General features: G+C 38.6%; 24 protein-coding genes and 1 other annotated feature. Of the genes, 23 read left to right on the top strand and 1 reads right to left on the bottom strand.

Going from position 1 to position 22,972, the window contains the following annotated elements; genetic code table 11:
* Positions 1-68: 68 nt before the first annotated feature.
* The 21 genes from cymR (at position 69) to Q5794_RS23590 (ending at position 21,239) form a co-directional block, all read left to right on the top strand.
* The gene (gene cymR / locus Q5794_RS23690; protein ID WP_013059297.1) at positions 69-485 is read left to right on the top strand and encodes a cysteine metabolism transcriptional regulator CymR; all 417 of its coding nucleotides are present in this window, start codon (positions 69-71) and stop codon (positions 483-485) included.
* A gap of 23 nt (positions 486-508) precedes the next feature.
* Positions 509-1,651 carry a cysteine desulfurase family protein gene (locus Q5794_RS23685; RefSeq protein ID WP_214984257.1) on the top strand — a complete coding sequence of 381 codons (1,143 nt, stop codon included), beginning with the start codon at positions 509-511 and terminating at the stop codon, positions 1,649-1,651.
* Between the two features lie 106 nt (positions 1,652-1,757).
* Positions 1,758-2,870, top strand: coding sequence for a tRNA 2-thiouridine(34) synthase MnmA (gene mnmA / locus Q5794_RS23680; RefSeq protein ID WP_192995741.1), 1,113 nt, complete (start codon positions 1,758-1,760; stop codon positions 2,868-2,870).
* 157 nt (positions 2,871-3,027) lie between these two features.
* Positions 3,028-3,687: a lipopolysaccharide assembly protein LapB gene (locus Q5794_RS23675; RefSeq protein ID WP_214984258.1), complete on the top strand. Its 660-nt coding sequence runs from the start codon at positions 3,028-3,030 to the stop codon at positions 3,685-3,687.
* Positions 3,688-3,711: 24 nt separating this feature from the next.
* Positions 3,712-6,069: an ATP-dependent RecD-like DNA helicase gene (locus tag Q5794_RS23670; protein ID WP_192995745.1), complete on the top strand. Its 2,358-nt coding sequence runs from the start codon at positions 3,712-3,714 to the stop codon at positions 6,067-6,069.
* A 141-nt stretch (positions 6,070-6,210) separates the two neighbouring features.
* The gene (locus tag Q5794_RS23665; RefSeq protein WP_013059292.1) at positions 6,211-6,402 is read left to right on the top strand and encodes a hypothetical protein; all 192 of its coding nucleotides are present in this window, start codon (positions 6,211-6,213) and stop codon (positions 6,400-6,402) included.
* Positions 6,403-6,427: 25 nt separating this feature from the next.
* Positions 6,428-6,562 carry a YrzQ family protein gene (locus Q5794_RS23660; protein ID WP_013059291.1) on the top strand — a complete coding sequence of 45 codons (135 nt, stop codon included), beginning with the start codon at positions 6,428-6,430 and terminating at the stop codon, positions 6,560-6,562.
* A gap of 114 nt (positions 6,563-6,676) precedes the next feature.
* Positions 6,677-7,738, top strand: coding sequence for an AI-2E family transporter (locus Q5794_RS23655; RefSeq protein ID WP_214984259.1), 1,062 nt, complete (start codon positions 6,677-6,679; stop codon positions 7,736-7,738).
* Positions 7,739-7,789: 51 nt separating this feature from the next.
* Positions 7,790-8,001 (top strand) — a binding site (T-box leader).
* 125 nt (positions 8,002-8,126) lie between these two features.
* Positions 8,127-10,760 (top strand): alanine--tRNA ligase, encoded by a 2,634-nt coding sequence (gene alaS / locus Q5794_RS23650; RefSeq protein WP_214984260.1) that lies wholly within the window; start codon positions 8,127-8,129, stop codon positions 10,758-10,760.
* An 84-nt stretch (positions 10,761-10,844) separates the two neighbouring features.
* Positions 10,845-11,114, top strand: coding sequence for an IreB family regulatory phosphoprotein (locus Q5794_RS23645; protein WP_013059287.1), 270 nt, complete (start codon positions 10,845-10,847; stop codon positions 11,112-11,114).
* On the top strand, positions 11,115-11,531 hold the full coding sequence (gene ruvX, locus Q5794_RS23640; RefSeq protein ID WP_013059286.1) for a Holliday junction resolvase RuvX: 417 nt from the start codon (positions 11,115-11,117) through the stop codon (positions 11,529-11,531).
* Between the two features lie 154 nt (positions 11,532-11,685).
* Complete coding sequence (locus Q5794_RS23635; protein WP_013059285.1) at positions 11,686-11,970, top strand: DUF1292 domain-containing protein; 285 nt, start codon at positions 11,686-11,688, stop codon at positions 11,968-11,970.
* Between the two features lie 412 nt (positions 11,971-12,382).
* A complete protein-coding gene (gene mltG / locus Q5794_RS23630; protein WP_214984261.1) occupies positions 12,383-13,486 on the top strand; it encodes an endolytic transglycosylase MltG in 1,104 nt (367 codons plus the stop codon).
* A 181-nt stretch (positions 13,487-13,667) separates the two neighbouring features.
* Complete coding sequence (locus Q5794_RS23625; protein WP_013059283.1) at positions 13,668-14,324, top strand: O-methyltransferase; 657 nt, start codon at positions 13,668-13,670, stop codon at positions 14,322-14,324.
* Positions 14,321-15,250 carry a peptidase U32 family protein gene (locus tag Q5794_RS23620; RefSeq protein ID WP_214984262.1) on the top strand — a complete coding sequence of 310 codons (930 nt, stop codon included), beginning with the start codon at positions 14,321-14,323 and terminating at the stop codon, positions 15,248-15,250. Before Q5794_RS23625 ends, Q5794_RS23620 begins: the two co-directional genes overlap by 4 nt.
* 39 nt (positions 15,251-15,289) lie before the next feature.
* Positions 15,290-16,552, top strand: coding sequence for a U32 family peptidase (locus Q5794_RS23615; protein WP_195781821.1), 1,263 nt, complete (start codon positions 15,290-15,292; stop codon positions 16,550-16,552).
* Between the two features lie 7 nt (positions 16,553-16,559).
* Positions 16,560-17,195 carry a uridine kinase gene (gene udk / locus Q5794_RS23610; RefSeq protein WP_013059280.1) on the top strand — a complete coding sequence of 212 codons (636 nt, stop codon included), beginning with the start codon at positions 16,560-16,562 and terminating at the stop codon, positions 17,193-17,195.
* Positions 17,196-17,413: 218 nt separating this feature from the next.
* On the top strand, positions 17,414-17,890 hold the full coding sequence (gene greA, locus Q5794_RS23605) for a transcription elongation factor GreA (RefSeq protein ID WP_013059279.1): 477 nt from the start codon (positions 17,414-17,416) through the stop codon (positions 17,888-17,890).
* Positions 17,891-18,009: 119 nt separating this feature from the next.
* On the top strand, positions 18,010-18,567 hold the full coding sequence (locus Q5794_RS23600) for an isochorismatase family protein (RefSeq protein ID WP_028410598.1): 558 nt from the start codon (positions 18,010-18,012) through the stop codon (positions 18,565-18,567).
* Between the two features lie 123 nt (positions 18,568-18,690).
* On the top strand, positions 18,691-20,457 hold the full coding sequence (locus Q5794_RS23595; protein ID WP_214984264.1) for a penicillin-binding protein 2: 1,767 nt from the start codon (positions 18,691-18,693) through the stop codon (positions 20,455-20,457).
* A 227-nt stretch (positions 20,458-20,684) separates the two neighbouring features.
* Positions 20,685-21,239 carry a YrrS family protein gene (locus tag Q5794_RS23590; RefSeq protein WP_277736943.1) on the top strand — a complete coding sequence of 185 codons (555 nt, stop codon included), beginning with the start codon at positions 20,685-20,687 and terminating at the stop codon, positions 21,237-21,239.
* A 12-nt stretch (positions 21,240-21,251) separates the two neighbouring features.
* On the opposite strand, the gene Q5794_RS23585 is transcribed toward Q5794_RS23590, so the two are convergent.
* Positions 21,252-21,467 (bottom strand): YrzA family protein, encoded by a 216-nt coding sequence (locus Q5794_RS23585; RefSeq protein ID WP_214984265.1) that lies wholly within the window; start codon positions 21,465-21,467, stop codon positions 21,252-21,254.
* Positions 21,468-21,604: 137 nt separating this feature from the next.
* Between Q5794_RS23585 and Q5794_RS23580 the strand changes: the two genes are divergently transcribed.
* Together Q5794_RS23580 and mtnN are read left to right on the top strand one after the other, a co-directional pair.
* A complete protein-coding gene (locus Q5794_RS23580) occupies positions 21,605-22,246 on the top strand; it encodes a class I SAM-dependent methyltransferase (protein WP_013059274.1) in 642 nt (213 codons plus the stop codon).
* A gap of 17 nt (positions 22,247-22,263) precedes the next feature.
* Positions 22,264-22,959 (top strand): 5'-methylthioadenosine/S-adenosylhomocysteine nucleosidase, encoded by a 696-nt coding sequence (gene mtnN, locus Q5794_RS23575; RefSeq protein WP_192995785.1) that lies wholly within the window; start codon positions 22,264-22,266, stop codon positions 22,957-22,959.
* Positions 22,960-22,972 lie beyond the last annotated feature (13 nt).

Genomic DNA, 22,972 nt, shown 5'->3' with positions numbered 1-22,972 from the left:
ATTCAGTGACAACGTGAGGGTCTTATTTTTTTCATAAATAAAAAAAGTGTATTGAAGGAGTGTATCGTATGAAAATTTCAACAAAAGGACGCTACGGTTTAACGATTATGATTGAGCTTGCGAAGCGCTTTGGCGAAGGTCCTATCTCGCTTAAAACTATTGCTCAAACGCATGACTTATCTGAACATTATTTAGAGCAGCTTATTTCACCGCTGCGTAACGCTGGGCTTGTAAAAAGCGTGCGCGGAGCTTATGGAGGTTACATCTTAGCCCATGAACCTGCTAACATTACTTCTGGCGATATTATTTCTGTTTTAGAAGGTCCTATTAGTCCTGTAGAAGGAATTGAAGATGAAGAGCCTGCAAAACGCGAGCTGTGGATTCGTATTCGAGATGCAGTTAAAGAAGTGCTAGATAGTACAACGCTTGAAGATTTAGCAAATCATTCTGATGATGATCAAGCGTCTTATATGTTTTATATTTAATAATGAGCTAGGAGGCGTTTATTTTGGAACGTATTTATGTTGATCATGCAGCAACGTCTCCAATACATCCAGCAGTCGTTGAGAAAATGACGACTTTTATGCATGAGTACTTTGGAAATCCGTCTAGTATTCATCACTACGGGCGGGAAAGTCGACGCTATTTAGACGAAGCTCGCCAAACGATTGCAGCAAGTATTGGAGCACACGAAAATGAACTGATTTTTACAAGTGGTGGGACAGAAGCAGATAATATGGCACTGATCGGAGTAGCTCTTGCAAACCGCCATAAAGGAAATCATATTATTACCACGCAAATTGAACACCACGCTGTGCTTCATACGTGTGAATATTTAGAAACACAGGGCTTTGAAGTGACTTACTTACCAGTTAATGAGTACGGACAAGTATCTGTGGATGAAATAAAATCAGCCCTAACCGATCAAACAATTCTTGTGTCGGTGATGTTTGGAAATAATGAAGTAGGTGCTATTCAGCCAATTGGAGAAATTGGAGTTCTATTAAAAGAGCATGGAGCATATTTCCACACGGATGCAGTGCAAGCTTATGGATTAATTCCGTTAAATGTGCGACAATTAGGTGTCGATCTTTTATCCGTTTCGGCTCATAAAATTAACGGGCCAAAAGGGATGGGCTTTTTATATGCAGCTGCTCACGTTTCACTGTCTCCTTTGCTATTTGGAGGAGAACAAGAGCGCAAACGACGAGCTGGAACTGAGAACATGACAAGTATTGTCGGGTTTGAAGAAGCTGTGAAAATTTCGCAACAAACGCTGCAAACACGTGCAGATGAATATAGAAGATACAAAGAAATAATGGTAGCTGTGTTGAAAGAAGAAGGTATTTCATTTGAAATTAACGGACATCTTGAAAATTCTCTGCCACATGTGTTAAATTTATCATTTCCAAAAACAAATGTTGAATCGATGCTCGTAAATTTAGACTTAGCAGGAATTGCGGCATCGAGCGGTTCAGCTTGCACAGCGGGAGCAATCGATCCTTCTCATGTGCTTGTAGCTATGTTTGGAAAAGGGTCTGAACGTTTAACAACTTCTATTCGATTTAGCTTTGGCCTAGGAAACTCAGCTGAGCAAATTGAAAAAACCGCACGTCAAACAGCAAACATCGTTAAGCGACTAACGATGTAAATAGCAGCCATCAGTAGGGTCTTCATCCCTCACTGATGGTTTGTGTCGTTTCGTTCGCTTTTTAGCGAACAATTTAATTAAAATGAAGAAAACGGAGGTGGCGAAGTTGACAAAATCACCTAAAGATACACGTGTAGTAGTCGGAATGAGCGGAGGCGTTGATTCATCTGTAGCAGCTCTTTTATTAAAACAACAAGGATACGATGTGATCGGAATCTTTATGAAAAACTGGGACGATACGGATGAAAACGGCGTTTGTACTGCGACTGAAGATTATAACGATGTTATTCGCGTATGTAATCAAATTGGTATTCCCTACTATGCAGTCAACTTTGAAAAACAATATTGGGATAAAGTATTTACCTACTTTTTAGATGAATATAAAGCAGGTCGTACACCGAATCCTGATGTAATGTGTAATAAAGAAATTAAATTCAAAGCCTTTTTAGAGCATGCAATGACGCTAGGAGCAGACTATCTAGCGACAGGACATTATGCACGCGTTGCATATCGCGACGGAGAGTATAAAATGCTTCGAGGCGTAGATGGAAATAAAGATCAAACGTATTTCTTAAATCAATTAGGACAAGATCAGCTGTCCAAAGTAATGTTCCCGATTGGTGAAATTGAGAAATCAAAAGTGCGTGAAATTGCGAAAGAAGCAGGCCTTGCTACAGCAACGAAAAAAGACAGCACAGGTATTTGCTTTATTGGTGAACGCAACTTCAAAGAATTTTTAAGTCAGTATCTTCCTGCTCAGCCAGGTGTAATGCAAACGCTTGACGGTGAAGTAAAAGGCAAGCACGACGGTCTTATGTACTACACGATTGGTCAACGCCACGGTTTAGGTATTGGAGGCAGCGGTGAACCTTGGTTTGTAGTCGGAAAAGATTTAGAAAAAAATGTTTTATACGTCGATCAAGGCTTTCACAATGAGCTTCTTTATTCTACATCTCTTACAGCAACCAATGTCAGCTGGGTAAGCGAACGTGACTGGTCGTCACCAATGACGTGCACAGCAAAATTCCGCTATCGTCAAACTGATTCAGCAGTAACCGTTGAAAAAGTCGATGATCATACAATTAAGGTTATTTTTGCTGAACCTGTTCGTGCAATTACGCCAGGTCAAGCAGTTGTGTTTTACAAAGATGATGAATGTCTTGGCGGAGCAACAATTGACAAAGTATTTCAAGAAGAAGAGCAAATCTGGTACGTATAATTCATATAAGCAAGAACGAAAAACCTCGGCCGTATATAGCTGAGGTTTTTCTATGATATACTTTACTTATTGGGTAAACTAATAACTTACATATTCTAGATTTTCATGATGTGAACATCTCTTAAATCATAACTAAAACAGTGGAGTGAACGAAAAAATGACAGATAAAAATCAGCTAGGAATTCAGTATATGCAGGAAGGGAAATTTGAAGAGGCTGCTAAAACATTTTCAGAAGCAATTGAAGATAATCCAAAAGATCCAATTGTGTATGTGAATTTTGGCAATTTGTTAGCGGCTGTTAGTGAGATGGATCGTGCTTTGAAGTTTTATGAACGTGCGATTGAATTAGATGAAGAAACGGCAACAGCGTATTACGGAGCAGGAAATATTTATTTTAATGCAGAGCAGCTTGAGCAGGCAAAGCACTACTTTGATTTAGCAATCAAAAAAGGCTTAGATTCATCCGATGCGTACTTTATGCTTGGTTTAACGCTGTTTCATATGGAAGAAATTCGTTTTGCGATACCTTATCTTCAGCGAGCGGTAGAACTAAACGAGCATGATGTAGAAGCAAAATTTCAGTACGGTCTTTGTTTAGCACAGCTCGAAATGGTAGATGAAGCGATTGCTGAATTTCTTAAGGTAGTCAATCAAGAGTCAGAACACGCCGATGCTTTTTATAATTTAGGCGTAGCGTATGCCATGAAAGATGACAAAGACAAGGCGATTGAGATGTTAGATGAAGCTTTAAACGTGCAGCCAGATCACGTAATGGCAGCAAATGCCAAACAAGTTCTGTCTACATTAGAACATTAAGAAAGCGGGTAAAGGAAGGATAACATGAACGAAGAACAAGTGAACCCTTCACAGCCAGAACGTCATTATATAAGCGGCACGTCGATTGTAACGGTCTTTCATAACGAAGAAAACTTATATAACGTTACGCGGATACGGATCAAAAAAACAAATTTAGAGATTGAAGATAAAGAAACTGTCGTTACAGGCTATTTTCCTAAGCTGAATGAAGATGAAGTATACACGTTTTACGGAGACTTCAAAGAGCATCCAAAGTTTGGTCTGCAGTTTCATGTTGAACAGTTTAAAAAAGAACTTCCGCAATCAAGGCAAGGGGTTGTTCAGTACCTGTCTAGCGATTTATTTCATGGAATTGGTAAAAAAACTGCTGAAAACATTGTGGACGCCCTAGGAGAACGCGCTATTTTTCGTATTTTGCAAAATGAGTCTGTGCTAAAAGAGGTTCCGAGGCTTTCAGCCGACAAGGCAGAAGCTTTAGTCACGCAGCTTCGTGAACATCAAGGGTTAGAAGAAGTAATGGTAAAGCTGACAGACCTCGGGTTTGGACCGCAGCTTTCGATGAAGATTTTCCAAGCGTACAAACAAGAAGCGCTTGAAATTGTTCAAAATAATCCTTATCAGCTCGTAGAAGATATTCAAGGTATTGGCTTTAGCAGGGCCGATGAACTTGGAAAGAGGCTTGGTATGGCAACCAATCATCCTGATCGTTTGCGTGCAGGTATTTTATATGTCATTGAGCAAGAATGCAATCAAATGGGACATGTATACGTCACGGCAGATCAGCTGTATGGAAAAACAGCAGAGCTTCTTCGAAAAAGCAGGCATGAGAATCTGTCTGAAATGGATCTTACAAGAGAAGTGGATGCATTAAAAGCAGACAAAAAGCTTATCATTCAAGACGAAAAAATTTATTTTCCTCCCCTTTTCTATGCTGAAAAAGGGTTGGTTAAAGCTATTCAAAAAATTATGGCTCAAACGCAGTACGAAGAGCAGTTTCCAGAATCAGAATTCTTATTGGCACTGGGTGAACTAGAAGAGCGGTTAGACGTGCAATATGCACCTTCTCAGCGCAAGGGCATACAAACCGCTTTAATGTCTCCGATGCTTCTCTTAACAGGTGGACCAGGTACAGGGAAAACAACGGTTATTAAAGGAATAGTCGAACTCTATGCAGAACTTCACGGATGTTCGTTAAATCCAGGGGATTATAAAAAAGATGAAGCTTTTCCTGTTTTACTTGTGGCACCTACTGGACGCGCTGCTAAACGAATGAGCGAAGCGACGGGACTTCCGGCAGTTACAATTCACAGATTATTAAAATGGAACGGACAAGAAGGATTTGATCATAATGAGGAAAATCCAATTGACGGAAAATTACTGATTGTGGATGAAGTATCAATGGTAGATTTGTGGCTTGCTCATCAGCTGTTTAAATCTCTTCCTGCTAATTTACAGGTTATTTTAGTGGGAGACGAAGACCAGCTTCCTTCAGTAGGTCCGGGACAGGTGTTAAAAGATTTACTGAGTTCAGAAGTAGTTCCTACCGTCCGTCTGACAGATGTATACCGGCAAGCGGAAGGATCTTCAATTATTGATTTGGCTCACGAAATAAAAAAAGGAAAGCTTCCGGAAGACTTATCAAGGCAGCAAGGAGATCGTTCCTTTATTCGTTGTCAAGGACAGCACATCACGAATGTCGTGCAACAAGTTTGCGGGAATGCGTTAAAAAAAGGCTATACGGCTAAAGATATTCAAGTTCTAGCTCCTATGTATAAAGGTCCTGCAGGTATTGATAAGCTGAATGAAGTTCTTCAGGAATTATTCAACCCGGCTTCTGAGCAAAGAAGAGAGCTTAAGCACGGAGATATTATGTACCGAGTCGGAGATAAAGTGCTGCAGCTTGTAAATCAGCCGGATAGCAACGTATTTAACGGAGATATGGGAGAAATCGTCTCGGTTTTCTTTGCCAAAGAAAATACGGAAAAACAGGATATGCTGGTTATTTCATATGAAGGAAATGAAGTAACTTACACAAAGCAAGACTTTAATCAAATAACTCATGCATACTGCTGTTCCATTCATAAATCACAGGGAAGTGAATTTCCCATTGTTGTGCTTCCAATTGTTAAAAGCTATTACCGGATGCTGCGACGCAATTTACTTTATACCGCCGTTACGCGAAGCAAACAGTTTTTAATTTTATGCGGCGAAGACGAAGCGTTTCAGCTTGGAGTCAGCCGAAATGAAGACAGCGTCCGACAAACGAATTTACAGCCCTTGCTTCGAGAAAGCTTGGATAACGACATAGAAGATCCAGAAATTCCATTTATGAAAGATGCAAATATTGGGATGGAAAACGTTACGCCGTATGATTTCATGTAACCTTTCGCATGCTAACAAAGAGTTAAATAAACTCCTTTGTTGCCATCCTTCTTTGCTAATTGTCAGAAAATAAAGTATGGACATGGAAAGAAGTGGACATAATGCGTTTATATAAGTAGAACGTATAAAGAGGTGTCGACTTTGTTTAAATGTCCAAACTGTAAAAGTATTGACGTTGGCAAAATTGGTGTAAATCAGTATTACTGCTGGAATTGTTTTATTGAAATGACTATTTCAAAAGGACAAATTAATACTCACCAAGTAGAAGAAGATGGAACATTGAGCTCGCTTGATGATTTGTTCTCAGACGACGAGCGCACAATCAATTTCTAATTCTTTTTTACCGGGAGGAAGAGCAATGGGCAGAATCATTCCGTCAGTAGTCGCTTTCGGTCTTGGAGCTTATGCATTTAAAATGGCAGATGATCGAGAGATGTTTACAAAAAGAAATATGAAAAAAATGCGTAAACGTATGATGAAAGCTATTCACTAATAAAAAAAGCACTATTGCACTTATCTGCAATAGTGCTTTTTTGCAGGCAGAAGAGACAACTGCATGTATAAACTCCTTTCTTTATCAAAAAATAGAAGAGAGGAGGAGTTTACGTTGAAAGATAGTTCATTCAAATGGTTCTATAGATTCGGACTGCTGTTATTAGCGCTGCTGTGCATATTAGTCTTTTTTAAAGTCCAGTTTTTATGGCTTCCTGTTATTTACATGTTTTTAAAAGCACTGCTGCCTTTTTTTATTGCAGCATTCATTACATATTTACTTCATCCGCTTATTGAAAAAACGCATGATAAAGGCGTGCCTCGTCCTCTAGCTATTTTACTGATCTACATCATCTTTTTTGGAGGAATTGGGTTTGGAGCCTATAAGTCGTACCCTATTTTTGTGGAACAAGTAAAAGATTTAAACGAACAGCTGCCTCATTTTACGAATACATATAGACATTGGGTAGAATCGATTCATGATCGTACAACTTCACTTCCAAACGGTGTCCATGAGAAAATTGAAGGCAGCATTGATGATGTAGAGGCTACGCTCAACGTGTGGCTTACAAAAGTGGCGGAAGGATTAAAGTCATTGATTACCTCTTTTTTGATTTTAATCATTATTCCATTTATTGTTTTTTATATGCTGAAGGATTTTTCCTCTATTAAGAAAGCAACAGCTTATATCACACCTAAAAAGTGGCACAAACCAGGCGAACGTTTTTTATCGGATGTGAATGAATCGCTTGGCAATTACATTAGAGGGCAATTTTTTGTTTGTCTCATTATTGGTGTGATTGCCACAGCAGCACTGTGGTTCTTTCATGTACCTTATGCACTTCTTTTAGGCTTCATTATTGGCGTAACGAATATCATTCCTTATTTTGGCCCGATTATTGGTGCGGTTCCAGCGGCTATTATTGCAGCCACAATCTCGATAAAGTTGGTTATTACCATTGTCATTATAATCTTTGTGCTGCAGTTTCTAGAGGGAAATGTGCTGTCTCCGCTTATCGTAGGAAAGAGTCTTCATATTCATCCTTTGTTTATCATGCTTGCGCTCCTTTTAGGAGGAGAATTTGGAGGAGTATTGGGTCTCATTTTGGCTGTGCCAATTTTAGCAGTCATTAAAATATCTATTTTGCATATCCGCTCTTATACGCTCAAACATTGACAAAGAGCGGTTAATTTGTCATAATATCGCCATAAGAAAACGCTACATATTTTAAACACAATGATGGATCGAGTACGTTGCACACTGGTTTTTAGAGAAGGGCTTCCTTGGCTGAAAGAAGCGCTAAACAAAGAGCAGCTGAACGCTAGTCCAGAGTGCAGGCTAAAACCTGCCGTGTCAGCAACGTTAACGCTATGAAGGTGATAAATGCTTTTTGCATTTATAATCAGGGTGGTACCGCGAGTTCAACTCTCGTCCCTGCTACAGGGATGAGAGTTTTTTTGTGTGCAAATAACTAGCAATTGCTTTTGTACACAGAGAAAATAGATGCTTTTATGTCATCATTTTTTTGTCTATAAATAAGAAGAGTATTAAAGGAGGACCAATCATGAAAAAACTGACGTCAGCACAAGTTCGTCAAATGTATTTAGATTTCTTTAAAGAAAAAGGCCATGATGTAGAACCAAGCGCATCTTTAGTTCCGCATGAAGATCCATCTTTATTATGGATTAACAGTGGAGTAGCTACATTAAAAAAATATTTTGATGGTCGTGTTATTCCTCAAAATCCGCGTATTTGTAACGCACAAAAATCCATTCGTACAAACGATATCGAAAACGTAGGTAAAACGGCTCGCCATCATACGTTTTTTGAAATGCTTGGTAATTTCTCTATCGGTGATTATTTCAAAGAAGAAGCCATCCAATGGGCATGGGAATTCTTAACGAGCGATAAGTGGATTGGATTCGACGCAGATAAGCTATCTGTAACAGTTCACCCTGAAGATGAAGAAGCATTTAAGATTTGGAATGAAAAAATGGGCGTGCCTAAAGAGCGCATCATTCGTTTAGAAGGTAATTTCTGGGATATCGGAGAAGGTCCGAGTGGTCCAAATACAGAGATCTTTTATGATCGCGGAGAAGCATATGGAAATGACCTAACTGATCCGGAATTATATCCAGGTGGAGAAAATGAGCGTTATTTAGAAATTTGGAACCTTGTATTTTCTCAATTTAATCACAATCCTGATGGCACGTATACGCCGCTTCCTAAGAAAAACATCGATACGGGAATGGGCTTAGAGCGTATGGTTTCTGTTATTCAAGACGTGCAAACAAACTTTGATACAGATTTGTTTATGCCAATTATTGAAGCAACAGAAAACATTTCAGGCGCTAAATATCGTACAAATGATGAGCAAGATACGGCATTTAAAGTCATTGCTGACCATATTCGTACGGTAACATTTGCTGTAGGTGATGGTGCGCTTCCTTCAAATGAAGGCCGTGGGTATGTGCTGCGCCGTTTGTTACGCCGAGCAGTTCGCTATGCTAAAAAGTTAAGCATTAATCGTCCGTTCATGTACGAGCTAGTGCCGGTAGTAGGTGAAATCATGGTTGATTTCTATCCGGAAGTAAAGGAAAAAACGGATTTTATCCAGCGCGTAGTAAAAAATGAAGAAGAGCGTTTTCACGAAACGTTAAATGACGGACTAGCTATTTTGGCAACCGTTATTAAAAAAGAAAAAGCGCAAAACAGTGATACGGTACAAGGCGAAGATGTTTTCCGTTTATATGACACGTATGGATTCCCTGTTGAATTAACGGAAGAATATGCAGAAGATGAGAACATGAAAATTGATCATGCAGGTTTTGAACGTGAAATGGAAGCACAGCGTGAGCGTGCGCGTGCTGCTCGTCAAGATTCTAGTTCTATGCAAGTTCAAGGCGGCGTACTTGGTGAAGTAACGGTTGCAAGTGAGTTTGTGGGCTATGATAAAAATGAAGTAGAAACAGTTGTTGAAGCAATTATTGTAGACGGAGAGCTTGTTGACCGCGCTGAAGCTGGAACAGAAGCGCAAGTCATCTTAAGCCACACGCCATTCTACGCAGAAAGCGGCGGTCAAATTGCGGACCAAGGTACGATTCAAAGTGCTTCAGGAACAGCGGAAGTAAAAGACGTTCAAAAAGCGCCAAACGGCCAAAATGTCCAAACGGTAGCTGTAACAAACGGTGAGCTTGTAAAAGGTGAAACATATACGGCGACGCTTGATGAAGAAAACCGCAGTGCGATTGTGAAAAACCATACGGCAACGCATCTATTGCATCAAGCATTAAAAGATACGTTAGGAACGCATGTTAATCAAGCGGGTTCTTTAGTAACAGCGGATCGCTTGCGCTTTGACTTCTCTCACTTTGGTCAAGTGACACAAGAAGAGCTTGAGAAAATTGAACAAATCGTTAATGAAAAGATTTGGGACAGCATCTCTGTACAAATTGAAAACAAAGCAATTGACGAAGCAAAAGCGATGGGTGCAATGGCGCTATTTGGTGAGAAATACGGAGATATCGTGCGCGTAGTACAAGTAGGCGACTACAGCTTAGAATTATGTGGTGGATGTCACGTGCCAAATACGTCTGTTATCGGTTTATTTAAAATTGTATCAGAATCGGGAATCGGTGCAGGTACTCGACGCATTGAAGCTGTAACTGGAAAAGCTGCCTATCAGTTAATGAACGATCAAGTAGGCTTACTAAAAGAAGCTGCGGCAAAAGTAAAATCCAACCCGCGTGATTTAGTAGGGCGCGTTGAAGGATTACTAGAAGAAATTCGTAATCTTCAGCGTGAAAATGATTCACTATCTACAAAGCTTGGCAATATTGAAGCTGGCAATCTCGTTGACCGAGTGCAAAACATTAATGGTGTGAATGTACTAGCAGCGAAAGTGAATGCAACGGATATGAATAACCTTCGCGCAATGGTTGACGATTTAAAACAAAAATTAGAATCCGCTGTGATCGTATTAGCTTCTCCACAAGGTGAAAAGGTAAATATTATTGCAGGTGTAACAAAAGATTTAATTGCTAAAGGCCATCATGCTGGCAAACTTGTTAAAGAAGTAGCGACGATTTGCGGCGGAGGCGGAGGCGGACGCCCTGACATGGCGCAAGCCGGAGGAAAAGACGCTAGCCAAATTGAAAAAGCACTTGGCACTGTAGAAGAATGGGTTAAATCCGTTTAATTCTCCTCTTTCTTGGTGTACAATATAAATAAGACTTAGCATAGTGCACAATGTGTTCACAAATTAAGAGAGTGAGGTGGGACCGTGAGTTCATTTGATAAAACGATGCAATTTAATTTTCAAGATGAGCCAGCTGAAACAAACGTACATGAAGTATTGTTTACGGTTTATGACGCACTGCAAGAAAAAGGCTACAACCCGATCAACCAAATCGTTGGGTATTTGTTATCAGGAGACCCTGCTTACATTCCTCGTCATAACGATGCGAGAAACACAATTCGCCAGTTAGAGCGAGACGAGCTCATTGAAGAACTTGTTAAATCTTATTTACAACAGCATCGAAAGGATTCATAAATGCGCGTATTAGGATTAGATGTAGGAACCAAAACAATTGGTGTGGCAGTTAGTGATGAAATGGGATGGACAGCGCAAGGAATTGAAACAATTAAAATTGCAGATGAGCAGATGGAGCAATCATATCCTCGTTTACAGCAGCTAATTGACGAATATTCCGTAGAGAAAATCGTAGTGGGTCTTCCTAAAAATATGAATGGTACGATTGGCCCTCGAGGCGAAGCGTGCATTGAGTTTGCTGACAACGTCAAAGAAAAACTTAACATTGAAACGATGATGTGGGACGAGCGCTTGTCGACGATGGCAGCAGAGCGAGTACTGCTGTCTGCCGATGTAAGCCGCAAGAAACGCAAAAAAGTAATCGATAAAATGGCAGCTGTTATGATTCTTCAAGGATACTTAGACAGCAAGCAGTAAGAAAAGCAGCAGGCTTTGCTTCAGCTGAAAAGTTATGAATTTCCCTTTTGCATATTCTTTTGTACGTAAAAGGGAAGTGAAATAACTGAACGGCTTGCTTTTCGCTGAAGAAAAAGTTAAGCTAAGAGCTTACAATATAAAATGAGGTGCAAACATGAGCGTAGAAGAAAATAAAATTACAATCGTCGATGAGAATGGAAATGAGCAGCTATGCGAAATTTTATTCACATTTGATTCTGATCAATATAACAAATCATATGTAATTTACTATCCAATCGGAGCAGACCAAGATGATGAAGAGGAAATTGAAATTCATGCATCTGCTTTCACACCAAGTGAAGATGGTCAAGACGGTGAGCTTCAACCGATTGAAACAGAAGAAGAGTGGGACATGGTTGAGGAAATGGTTAATACATTCCTTGACGAAGAAGGCGAATAATTATAGTGAAAAAGCTGATGACAATCGTTATCAGCTTTTTTTTACATAGCGGCTGTTCTTTTTAGATATAAAAAGGTTTTTCCTTGCATTCTTAGGGCAGATTGTATGATAATGACGAAAAATAAGATAAATTGTAGTATAATAATCCCTGCGTGTGAGAGTGCATTTTAATAAAAGAATTCATTGTTTGAACGGATGAAACTAGACTTTGGGCAGACAATAACATAAATCATGGAAAAATTTTAGAAGAGGCGAGAGTTTAAGGAAGCGATACCATCTCACACCTATAGGCGATACGAATGAATCGCAATCTCATGTCTCTTCTCTGTTCATACTTATAAAAAATCAAGAAGAAAAGAGGTGAAACTGGTTGTATCTTCTTTTACAGAAGTAGATTTAACCAGGAAGCTGCTTGTCGCAACAAACATTTTTACCACCTAATCGTTCAAGAAAAAAACGAGTTATTTTTATTACAATTATCGTACTTCTTTTACTAGTTGGCGGTGCATTTTTCTATGCTCAATCCCGCTTAACGCCCGTGGATCGAAACAGCAATAAAAAAGTAAATGTGACCATTCCACAAGGTTCTTCCGTCCAATCGATTGGTACGGTATTGAAAAAAGAAGATTTAATTAAAAGTAAAAGTGCATTTCGCTATTACGTAAAATTAACCCATGTGTCTGGATTTCAAGCTGGAACGTATTTATTTTCTCCTTCCATGAGCTTAGGGGAAATGGTTGAAAAAATGGAAAAAGGCGAGGTTTCAAAACAACCTGATATTCGTGTCACCATTCCAGAAGGACGCCAGCTTGTCGAAATTGCTGATATCATTGCTAAAAATACAAAGTTTACAAAAGACGAAGTCATGAAAAAGCTAGACGATAAGGCATTCGTCAATAAAATGAAAGAAAAATATCCAGATTTAGTAACGGATGAAGTGATGCAAAAAGATATTAAACATCCGCTAGAAGGTTATTTATATCCCGTTACGTATGATTTTTATGATAAAAATGTGTCGTTAGATGAAATATTGGATAAAATGGTAGGGAAAACAAATAATGTATTAGTTCAGTACAGTGGGCAAATGAAGAAGAAAAAATTCAGTGCACATAAATTGTTAACCATGTCTTCTCTCATTGAAGAGGAAGCGACTGCGAAAGTCGACCGAGAAAAAATTGCCAGCGTCTTTTATAATCGCCTTGAAAAAAACATGCCTCTTCAAACGGATCCAACCGTCTTATATGCCTTAGGAGAGCATAAAGACCGCGTGTTCTATAAGCATTTAGAAGTGGACTCTCCTTACAATACGTATAAAGTAAAAGGGTTGCCTCCAGGACCAATTGCCAGCTCTGGTTTAATGTCAATCAAAGCTGCGTTACATCCAGCCAATACAGATTATTTATACTTCTTGGCCACACCTGAAGGAAAAGTTATTTTTACTAAAACGTTAGAAGAACATAACAAAGAAAAAGCCAAGCATATTACAGGTAAAGAAAAGCAAAATACCGAAAAATAAGTGGAAATTTAAAATTGGGGAATCGCGATACTTCGCATTCCCCATCTTTTATGTTAAAATATATCGGGTTTACGTAAAAACGAAAAAAACTTATAATAGACTAGTTGTCTTACTATTTTGCAGTAATGAAACGTTATGAAAACATAATGTAAAATGTACTTCTGAGAACGGAGGAAGTGTTTTGCTTTTACAAAACGTAGAGCAGTATGTGGAAAAGCTTATTCCTAAGCGCCAGGAGCTTATTGAAGAAATGGAAGCTTATGCAAAAGAACATCACGTTCCGATTATGGAATTGATTGGTGTTGAAACGCTATTGCAAATTCTTCGCCTTCACCAGCCAAAACATATATTAGAAATTGGAACAGCGATTGCATATTCGTCTATTCGAATGACCCATGCGCTTCCAGAGGCACGAGTGGTTACGGTAGAACGAAATGAAGAGCGTTACCAAAAAGCGCAAGAATTTATTGAACGGGCGGGAAAACAAGATAAAATTGTGTCGTTGTTTGGAGATGCACTAGAGCTTAGAGATGAGATTGAACGTCATGGTCCTTATGATGCAGTTTTTATTGATGCAGCTAAAGGTCAGTATCAGCGTTTTTTTGAACATTATGAGCCGATGCTATCTTCTAAAGGAATGATTATTTCGGATAACGTACTATTTAAAGGTCACGTAGCGACCGATTTGGCCGAAGTAGAAACACGTCGACGCCGCAGCTTAATTAAAAAAATTCAGGCATACAATACGTGGCTGATGAATCATCCCGATTATTATACAACTATTCTCCCTATTGGAGACGGAATCGCGATTAGTATTAAAAGAGGTGACCAAGAATGAAAAAACCAGAACTATTAGTGACACCAACTGCAGTTTCGGAAATCGAATCATTACTACAAGCTGGAGCAACAGCTGTTATGGTTGGTGAACAGCGCTACGGTTTGCGTTTAGCAGGTGAATTCAAACGTGAAGATATCGTAGAAGCTGTAAATATTGCTCATCAGCATAATGCAAAAGTCTACGTAGCGATGAACGGATTATTTCACAATGATAAAATCGCCGAACTAAATGAATATATTTTATTCTTAAAAGAAGCAAGCGTGGATGCGATTGTATTTGGAGATCCTGCTGTATTGATGGCAGTGCGTGAAGCAGCTCCAGAAATGAAAATGCACTGGAGTACTGAAACAACGGGAACAAACTGGTATTCATGTAACTACTGGGGGCGTAAAGGAGCTAAGCGCGCAGTTCTTGCTCGTGAGCTAAGCATGGATAGCATCATTGATATCAAAGAAAAAGCCGAAGTAGAAATTGAAGTTCAGGTGCATGGCATGACGTGTATGTTCCAATCAAAACGTTCACTTCTTGGCAACTACTTTGAGTATCAAGGAAAAGTCATGGAAATTGAAAATCGTAAAGTAGAAAAAGGTATGTTTTTACTCGATAATGAGCGAAACAATAAGTATCCAATTTTCGAAGATGAAAATGGAACGCACATTATGAGTCCAAATGATATGTGCATTATCGATGAGCTTTCCGAAATGATTGACGCTGAAGTAGATGTATTCAAAATTGACGGCGTATTAAAGTCACCGCAATATATTTTAGAAGTAACAAAAAAATATCGTCAAGCGATTGATTTATGTGTAGATGACCGTGAAGAATACGAAAACGTTAAAGACGATTTGTTAGAAGAAATTGAAAGCTTGCAGCCAATTAACCGTCCGTTAGACACAGGGTTTTTCTTTAAAGAAACGGTATATTAAAAAGCATGCAAAGAAAGATAAACAAAGGAGGTACAAACGATGGCTGTTCAAATCGATACTGTAGTAGAAGGTAAACGAGTTATTACTAAGAAGCCTGAGTTGTTAGCTCCAGCCGGTAACCTTGAAAAATTAAAAGTTGCCGTACACTATGGAGCAGATGCTGTATTTATCGGAGGAAAAGAGTTTGGCCTTCGTTCAAATGCAGATAACTTTACATTTGAAGAAATGGCAGAAGGTGTTCAGTTTGCAAACAAATACGGCGCACGTATTTATGTTACAACAAACATTTTTGCTCATAATGAAAATATGGACGGACTTGAAGATTATTTAATGGGGTTAGAGCGCGCTGGTGTTTCTGGAATCATCGTAGCTGATCCGTTAATTATCGAAACCTGTCGACGCGTTGCACCTAAGCTTGAAGTACATTTAAGTACGCAGCAATCACTTTCAAACTGGAAAGCCGTTCAGTTCTGGAAAGAAGAAGGATTAGAACGTGTTGTACTTGCTCGTGAAACGGGTGCTGAAGAAATGCGCGAAATGAAAGAAAAAGTGGATATTGAAATTGAAGCTTTTATTCACGGAGCGATGTGTATTGCTTATTCAGGCCGCTGCGTGCTAAGTAACCATATGACAGCACGTGATTCAAACCGCGGAGGCTGCTGTCAATCATGCCGTTGGGACTATGATTTATTTAAAGTAGAAGACGGTAAAACGGAAACGGCTTTATTTGATGAGCAAGACGATCCGTTTGCAATGAGTCCAAAAGACTTAAATTTAATTCAATCTATCCCTCAAATGATTGAGCTGGGTATTGATAGCTTAAAAATTGAAGGACGTATGAAGTCGATTCACTATATCGCAACAGTGGTGAGCGTATATCGCAAGGTGATTGACGCATACTGTGCAGATCCTGAGAATTTTGTGATTCAAAAAGAATGGCTTGATGAGCTAGACAAATGTGCAAACCGCGATACGGCTCCCGCCTTTTTTGAAGGGATTCCTGGAGTGGATGAGCAAATGTTTGGCGTACACGGCAAGAAAACAAAATTTGATTTTGCTGGTTTAGTATTGAATTATGATGAAGAAACAAGCATCGTGACATTGCAACAGCGTAACTATTTTAAACCGGGAGAAGAAGTGGAATTTTTCGGTCCGGAAATTAAAAACTTTACGCAAAAAATAGATAAAATTTGGGACGAAGATGGCAATGAACTAGATGCTGCGCGTCATCCGCTGCAAATTGTGAAATTTAAAGTGGACCAACCTCTATTTTCATATAACATGATGCGAAAGGGGATTTAAATATAAAATGGGGAAAAAGCCCGTTGTAATCGGTATCGCTGGTGGATCCGGTTCTGGTAAAACAACTGTAACCAAAGCTATTTATGAGTATTTTAAAGGGCATTCTATTATGCTTCTTGAGCAAGATTATTATTATAAAGATCAAAGCGATGTACCGTTTGAACAGCGTTTGCAAACAAACTACGATCATCCTTTAGCATTTGATAATGATTTGCTGATTGAACACTTGCAAAACTTATTAAATTATGAGAGCATTGACAAACCGGTATATGATTACGCAATTCATACGCGCTCTGAAAAGGTAATTAGAGAAGAACCAAAAGATGTTATTATCTTAGAAGGTATTCTTGTACTAGAAGATCAGCGCTTGCGTAATTTAATGGATATCAAGCTATACGTAGATACAGATGCGGATCTTCGTATCATTCGTCGTATGCTTCGTGATATTAAAGAACGAGAGCGTACGCTTGAGTCAGTTGTTGATCAATACGTATCTGTCGTTCGCCCGATGCATAATCAGTTTGTTGAACCAACAAAACGTTATGCAGATATTATCATTCCTGAAGGCGGTCAAAACCACGTAGCGATTGACTTGATGGTCACTAAAATTCAAACAATTCTTGAACAAAATGCCATTTTATAATAACATAGCATAGATGCAGGAATTTTTTTGAAGACAATGCAGACATATTCTGCTAACTAAACACAAACATTATAAAGAATAGAGAAACGAGCAGCTTCTATTTTGAAGCTGTCATTTCTCTATTAACTGATTTTTCCACAGAGTGGAAAATTTTTTGTACATACAGAAATGGACTGTATACACTAGAGATTTTGAGTTCAAGAAGGAGTGAAGGGATTATGGCACAAGAAAAAGTATTTCCAATGACAGAAGAAGGAAAGCTAAAGCTAGAGCAAGAGCTAGAATATTTAAAAACAGTAAAACGTAAAGAAGTTGTAGAGCGTATCAAAATCGCCCGCAGTTTTGGAGATTTATCGGAGAACTCTGAGTACGATTCTGCAAAAGACGAGCAGGCTTTCGTAGAAGGCCGTATTACAACGCTTGAAAATATGATTCGCAATGCGAAAATTATTGAAGAAGATGTAGAAAATTCTTCTATTGTATCATTAGGTAAATCTGTAACATTTGTAGAGTTGCCAGATGGTGACGAAGAAACGTATACAATTGTAGGTAGTGCAGAAGCAGATCCGTTTGAAGGGAAAATTTCAAATGATTCGCCAATTGCTAAAAGTCTAATGGGCAAACAAATTGGAGATCAAGTAACTGTTCAAACTCCTGGTGGAGATATGTCAGTGAAAATTGTATCTGTTAAGTAAAACATATGGTTGGAAGCGTTCTACTGAATGCTCGTAAGTAAAAAAGCTGACACGCGTCAGCTTTTTTTATATGATTTTAAAAAGCGGAGAGAATAGAAAAGATATGTAAGAAAGGAAAGATGAAAATGAAAGATATCGATTTTACTAAAACAGCGCTTGTTTTAATTGATTTACAAAAAGGGATTGTTCCAATTGGAGGAGACGAAATTGTGGAGAAATCTGTTCAGCTTGTGAATCGTTTCCGCGAACAAAATGGATTTATTAGCTTTGTACGAGTAGATTTTCAAGATGGAAAAGATGCGTTGACGCCAGAAACGGATCAAAAGCCATCTGCTCCTCAAGAAAGACCTGCAGACTGGGCGGAATTCGATCCAAGACTTAATGTTCAAGAGAATGATTACATTGTGACAAAACGTCAGTGGGGAGCCTTTTTTGGGACAGATTTAGACCTTCAGCTTCGCCGAAGAGGAATTGATACAATTGTCCTTTGCGGAATTGCAACAAATATTGGTGTGGAAAGCACAGCTCGTGAAGCATTTCAGTATGGGTATAACCAAATTTTTATTACGGATGCCATGGCGACATTTACAAAAGAAGAGCATGAAGCAACTCTTTCTTACATCTTTCCGAAAATAGGAAAGCTAAGAACAACCCAACAATTTTTAACAGAAAATTAATAATAAAAACTTGCTGATTCAGCAAGTTTTTTTGTGAAATGAAAAAAAAGAATGAATATTTCTTAAGATAATGGTTTTAAAAGTAATGGCAACGTCGACACTTGTAAAGAGTGAGGTGTAGTCATGAAAATAATTCACAAGCGAATTTATATTACTCTTATTTTTATTTTATTATTAATTAGTGGACTCGGAGCACGGCTTGTTCAACTCCAGCTTGTCAGCACAGAATCTTTTACTGACAAAAAGATTAACTTAATTGAAGGAAGCGTAAAACAGCGTACGCAGGAAATGGTGGTAGATGACGGGCGAGGGAAATTTGAAGATAAAAATGGACAGTCTTTAACATCTATCACGCATAATCGCTTAGTCCTGTTTCCATTTTTAGAAAAAATGAAGTGGCCTGTTCAGCAAGTAAGTGAAATCGTGGGAATGCAACCAAAGGAACTAACGAACAGACTAGCGAATGCTAAAACACCGGTTGTTATTACAAAAGAATTATCCCAAGCACAAGTCGAAAAAATAAATGCATTAAGGGTACCTGGCGTATTTGGAATTCCTCTAAAAGATGAGCGTCCAGTTCCTCTTGCTGAACATTTAATCGGACTAGAGGCACAAAGCAAACAAATAATTGAAGAGAAGTATAGTGACAAATTAAAAAATGGAGCAATTAAATCAACTACGCCTGTAGGTATCTCAGGGATGCAGAGAGCTTTTGACGAGTTTTTGCTGCCTGAACAGGAGTCTAAGCTCCTTTATCATGTTGATCGCCTAGGTGGGCCTATGTTTGGCATCGATGTAAAATACACGGGCACCGCTAACCCTTATTATCCAGTCAGTGTGCGTACGACGCTTGATTTGTCTGCTCAGGAGCTAGTGGAGAATACATTAAATCATTATAAGTTAAAAGACGGAGGAGCCGTCTTAATTGATATAAAAAACAATAAAGTAATTGCGATGGCCAGCAGGCCTTCGATTAATAAGAAAGATCCATTTAAAAAGCAAAACGGTTCAGACAGCGTAGAAAACCGTTTGCTGACGCCACAAACTCCTGGATCTATATTTAAAACCGTAACAGCAGCTGCAGCGCTTGAACAAAATAAAATTCAGCCTTCTTTTACCTATAACTGCGATAAAAGTATTTATGGCAATAATGTAGAAGAAGATCATCAAAAAGGGCAGCTGACGTTTGAAGAAAGCTTCGCGCAAAGTTGTAATGCAACGTTTGCACAGCTAGCAAAAGAAATGATAATATCTAATCCGGATATCCTTGAACAATATGCCGATAAGTTAGGGCTTATTCAGCCTGTAGGATGGACGGGTGATGTGTTTCACTTTGAACATTTTAAGCAGTTTTTAGGAGAAAAATCGGGAAGAGTTTGGACAAATGAAAGAGAAAAAAAAGTACCAAATGCTGTAGCGCAAACGGCAATTGGACAGCTTGATGTAAAAGTGACTCCGCTTGCAGTAGCAAATATGATGGCGACAATTGCACGCGGAGGAGAAAAGAAACAGGTAAAAGCTGTAGATGCGCTAGAGTATAAAAACAACACGTCATTGTATACGTTTAAAGAGCATGAGCTAAAAGGAGATACCATTAATAAAGCCACAGCTGCTTCTATGCAGCAGCTTTTAAAAGGTGTCGTACAGAGCGAAAAAGGAACAGGAAGAAGATTTCAAACGCTTCCTTATGAAGTGGCAGGAAAGTCAGGAACTGCTGAAATCAATGTGAAAGACGATATCGTCAATAAATGGTTTGCGGGTTACTTTCCTGCAGATGATCCAAAATATGCAATGGTAGTAGTGGATTTAAATACAAAAAGTGCGATATCTCCCACAAACAGCGTATTTTATGATATTGTTAAAGGGATGTATGACTTAAATACACGTTAAAACAAGAAGAATTTGTAAAAAATATTACAAATATACTTCAAATAAATTTTGATGCTTCATGTATAAGAAAACACATGTTAGAATAAAGCATTATAAAAGTTGGAGGAAATTGTAGCAATGAATAACAATCGTTCTTCAAGACACGAAAACAAAGAAAAAAAGTAAACCGATTATATAATCTGTTAATTGCTGTCGTAGCAGTTTTAATTGTATTTGTCGGTGGTACGATGATTCTTGGAAACAAGGATAAATCGGATAACCAAGCGGAAACAACTCAAAACAATCCGCAAACAAATGACCAAAAAACGGACAAGACGGCTAAAAAAGACGATGATTCTTCGAAAGATGATCAAGCAACAGATGATCAAGCAACGGACGATCAAAGTTCTGAAGATGACCAAAGCTCTGAAGATGATCAAGCAACAGATGAAGAATCAAACGACTCAGATTCACAGGCTGAAGTAGAGAAAAATCCAGAGCCTGGCGTGGCAGAACGCAAGGTAGATCCTTCATGGGATTCAGTAGGTACGTCACAAGATGCACCTGCAGCAACATATAAAAAAGGATCAACGGATTGGAATGAAATGCTAAAAGCTGTAGGTGAAGGGTCAGGCATTAGCCCAAGCAATATGACCGTATGGCGTTTAGGGAATAATGGTGGCGTAGGTAAAGCCGTAGCTACAGTTAGTCCTAAAGGCAACTCATCAACAAAATACCGCGTTCAAATTGAATGGGTAGATGGAGAAGGCTGGAAGCCCGCAGTAGTGGATAAGCTTCAATAAAAAAGCAGCGCGCTAGCGCTGCTTTTTTAATTTGAAATGAACAACCGCAGAGTACAGTTTCTTACCTTGTTCATAGTCCACAGACATTTGATGAGATACGCTATGCACCTCAAGTAAAATCGCTTTATTTTGATCAATTTTTTCAGCAATTTGTTTCTCAAGCATTTTAAAATCAGGCGCTTCAAAAAATTCTATTTTATCTTCAATCATTTCAAATTCAAAATTCATCTTACGACCTCCTTACCTCATTACTATAGTATAGCAAATAGAAAGTTAAAAGCTTAAAATATTTGTAAATGAAGAACAAACGATAGCTAAAAACATACTATATCCATAAGAATTATTAGTTATAAGGAGGCGTTTTTATGGGTCTAGAGTTTTTAGATATCTTTGAAAAGTGGGCGAACGAGTATGATGCATCGGTAAGCGGGAAAGATGAACAGTATAGAGAAGTGTTTCGCAATTATAATGAAATCTTAGAGTATGTAGCAGACCGTTCAATAGGGCATGTGATAGAATTTGGAACAGGGACTGGAAACTTAACAAAAAAACTGTTAGAAAAAGAACTGACTGTAGTAGGAATTGAACCTTCAGTACCAATGAGACAATTGGCACACCAGAAATTAGGGGCAGATGTTTTAGTCACACCAGGAGACTTCTTACAATTTGATACATCATTGTTTCCAGCAGAGAGCTTAGTTAGTACGTATGCTTTTCATCATTTAACAGATAAAGAAAAAGAAGAAGCTGTGATAAACTATGGAAAGTTACTTCAAACCGGTGGTAAAATAGTGTTTGCTGATACAATGTTTGAAACAGCGGATTCATTTGCTGATACCATTGTTCAGGCAAAACAAAAAGGGTATACGCAACTAGCAGAAGATCTAGAGAGGGAATACTATACAACGATTCCCGTCTTAAAGCAAATCTTTGAAAGCAATGGTTTTCACATAACCTTTACACAATTTAATCACTTTGTGTGGGTATTGGAGGCAACGAAACAATAGTAGAAAGAGGTTTTAAAATGAAAGTAGCAATCATTGGAGCAATGGAAGAAGAAGTGACGATTTTACGCGATAAAATTGAAAATCGTCAAGAAACAGTAATCGCAGGATGTGAATACTCGACAGGAACAATCAGAGGTGTGGAGGTTGTATTATTAAAATCAGGTATTGGAAAAGTAAATGCTGCGTTATCTACGGCCATCTTACTAGAGAAGTTCAAACCTGATTACGTTATTAACACAGGATCAGCAGGCGGCTTCCATCCAGAGTTAAACGTAGGGGATGCGGTTATTTCAACAGAAGTTCGTCATCATGATGTAGATGTAACGGTATTCAACTATGAATACGGTCAAGTGCCAAACTTGCCTGCAGCTTTTAAAGCAGATGAAAAACTAGTTCGTCTTGCTGAAGAAAGCGCTCTTGAAGTAACGGATATGAAAATTGTAAAAGGACTAATTGCTACAGGAGATTCGTTCATGAACGATCCTGTGCGCGTAGAGTTTGTTCGCTCTAAGTTTCCAGACCTGTATGCAGCTGAAATGGAAGCGGCGGCTGTTGCTCAAGTATGCTATCAATTTGGCGTACCGTTTGTTATTCTTCGTGCTCTTTCTGACATCGCGGGCAAAGAATCAAATGTTTCTTTTGAGCAATTTTTAGAAAAAGCAGCTGTTAATTCAACGAAATTAGTATTGAATTTTATTACAAAATTAAAATAAGCTGTTCGTAAAA

Source organism: Priestia megaterium (assembly GCF_041941685.1).
GTDB classification, from domain to species: Bacteria; Bacillota; Bacilli; order Bacillales; family Bacillaceae_H; genus Priestia; species Priestia megaterium_C.
The sequence above is the reverse complement of the archived record's forward strand: the minus strand, read 5'-3'. Positions and strand labels throughout refer to the sequence as shown.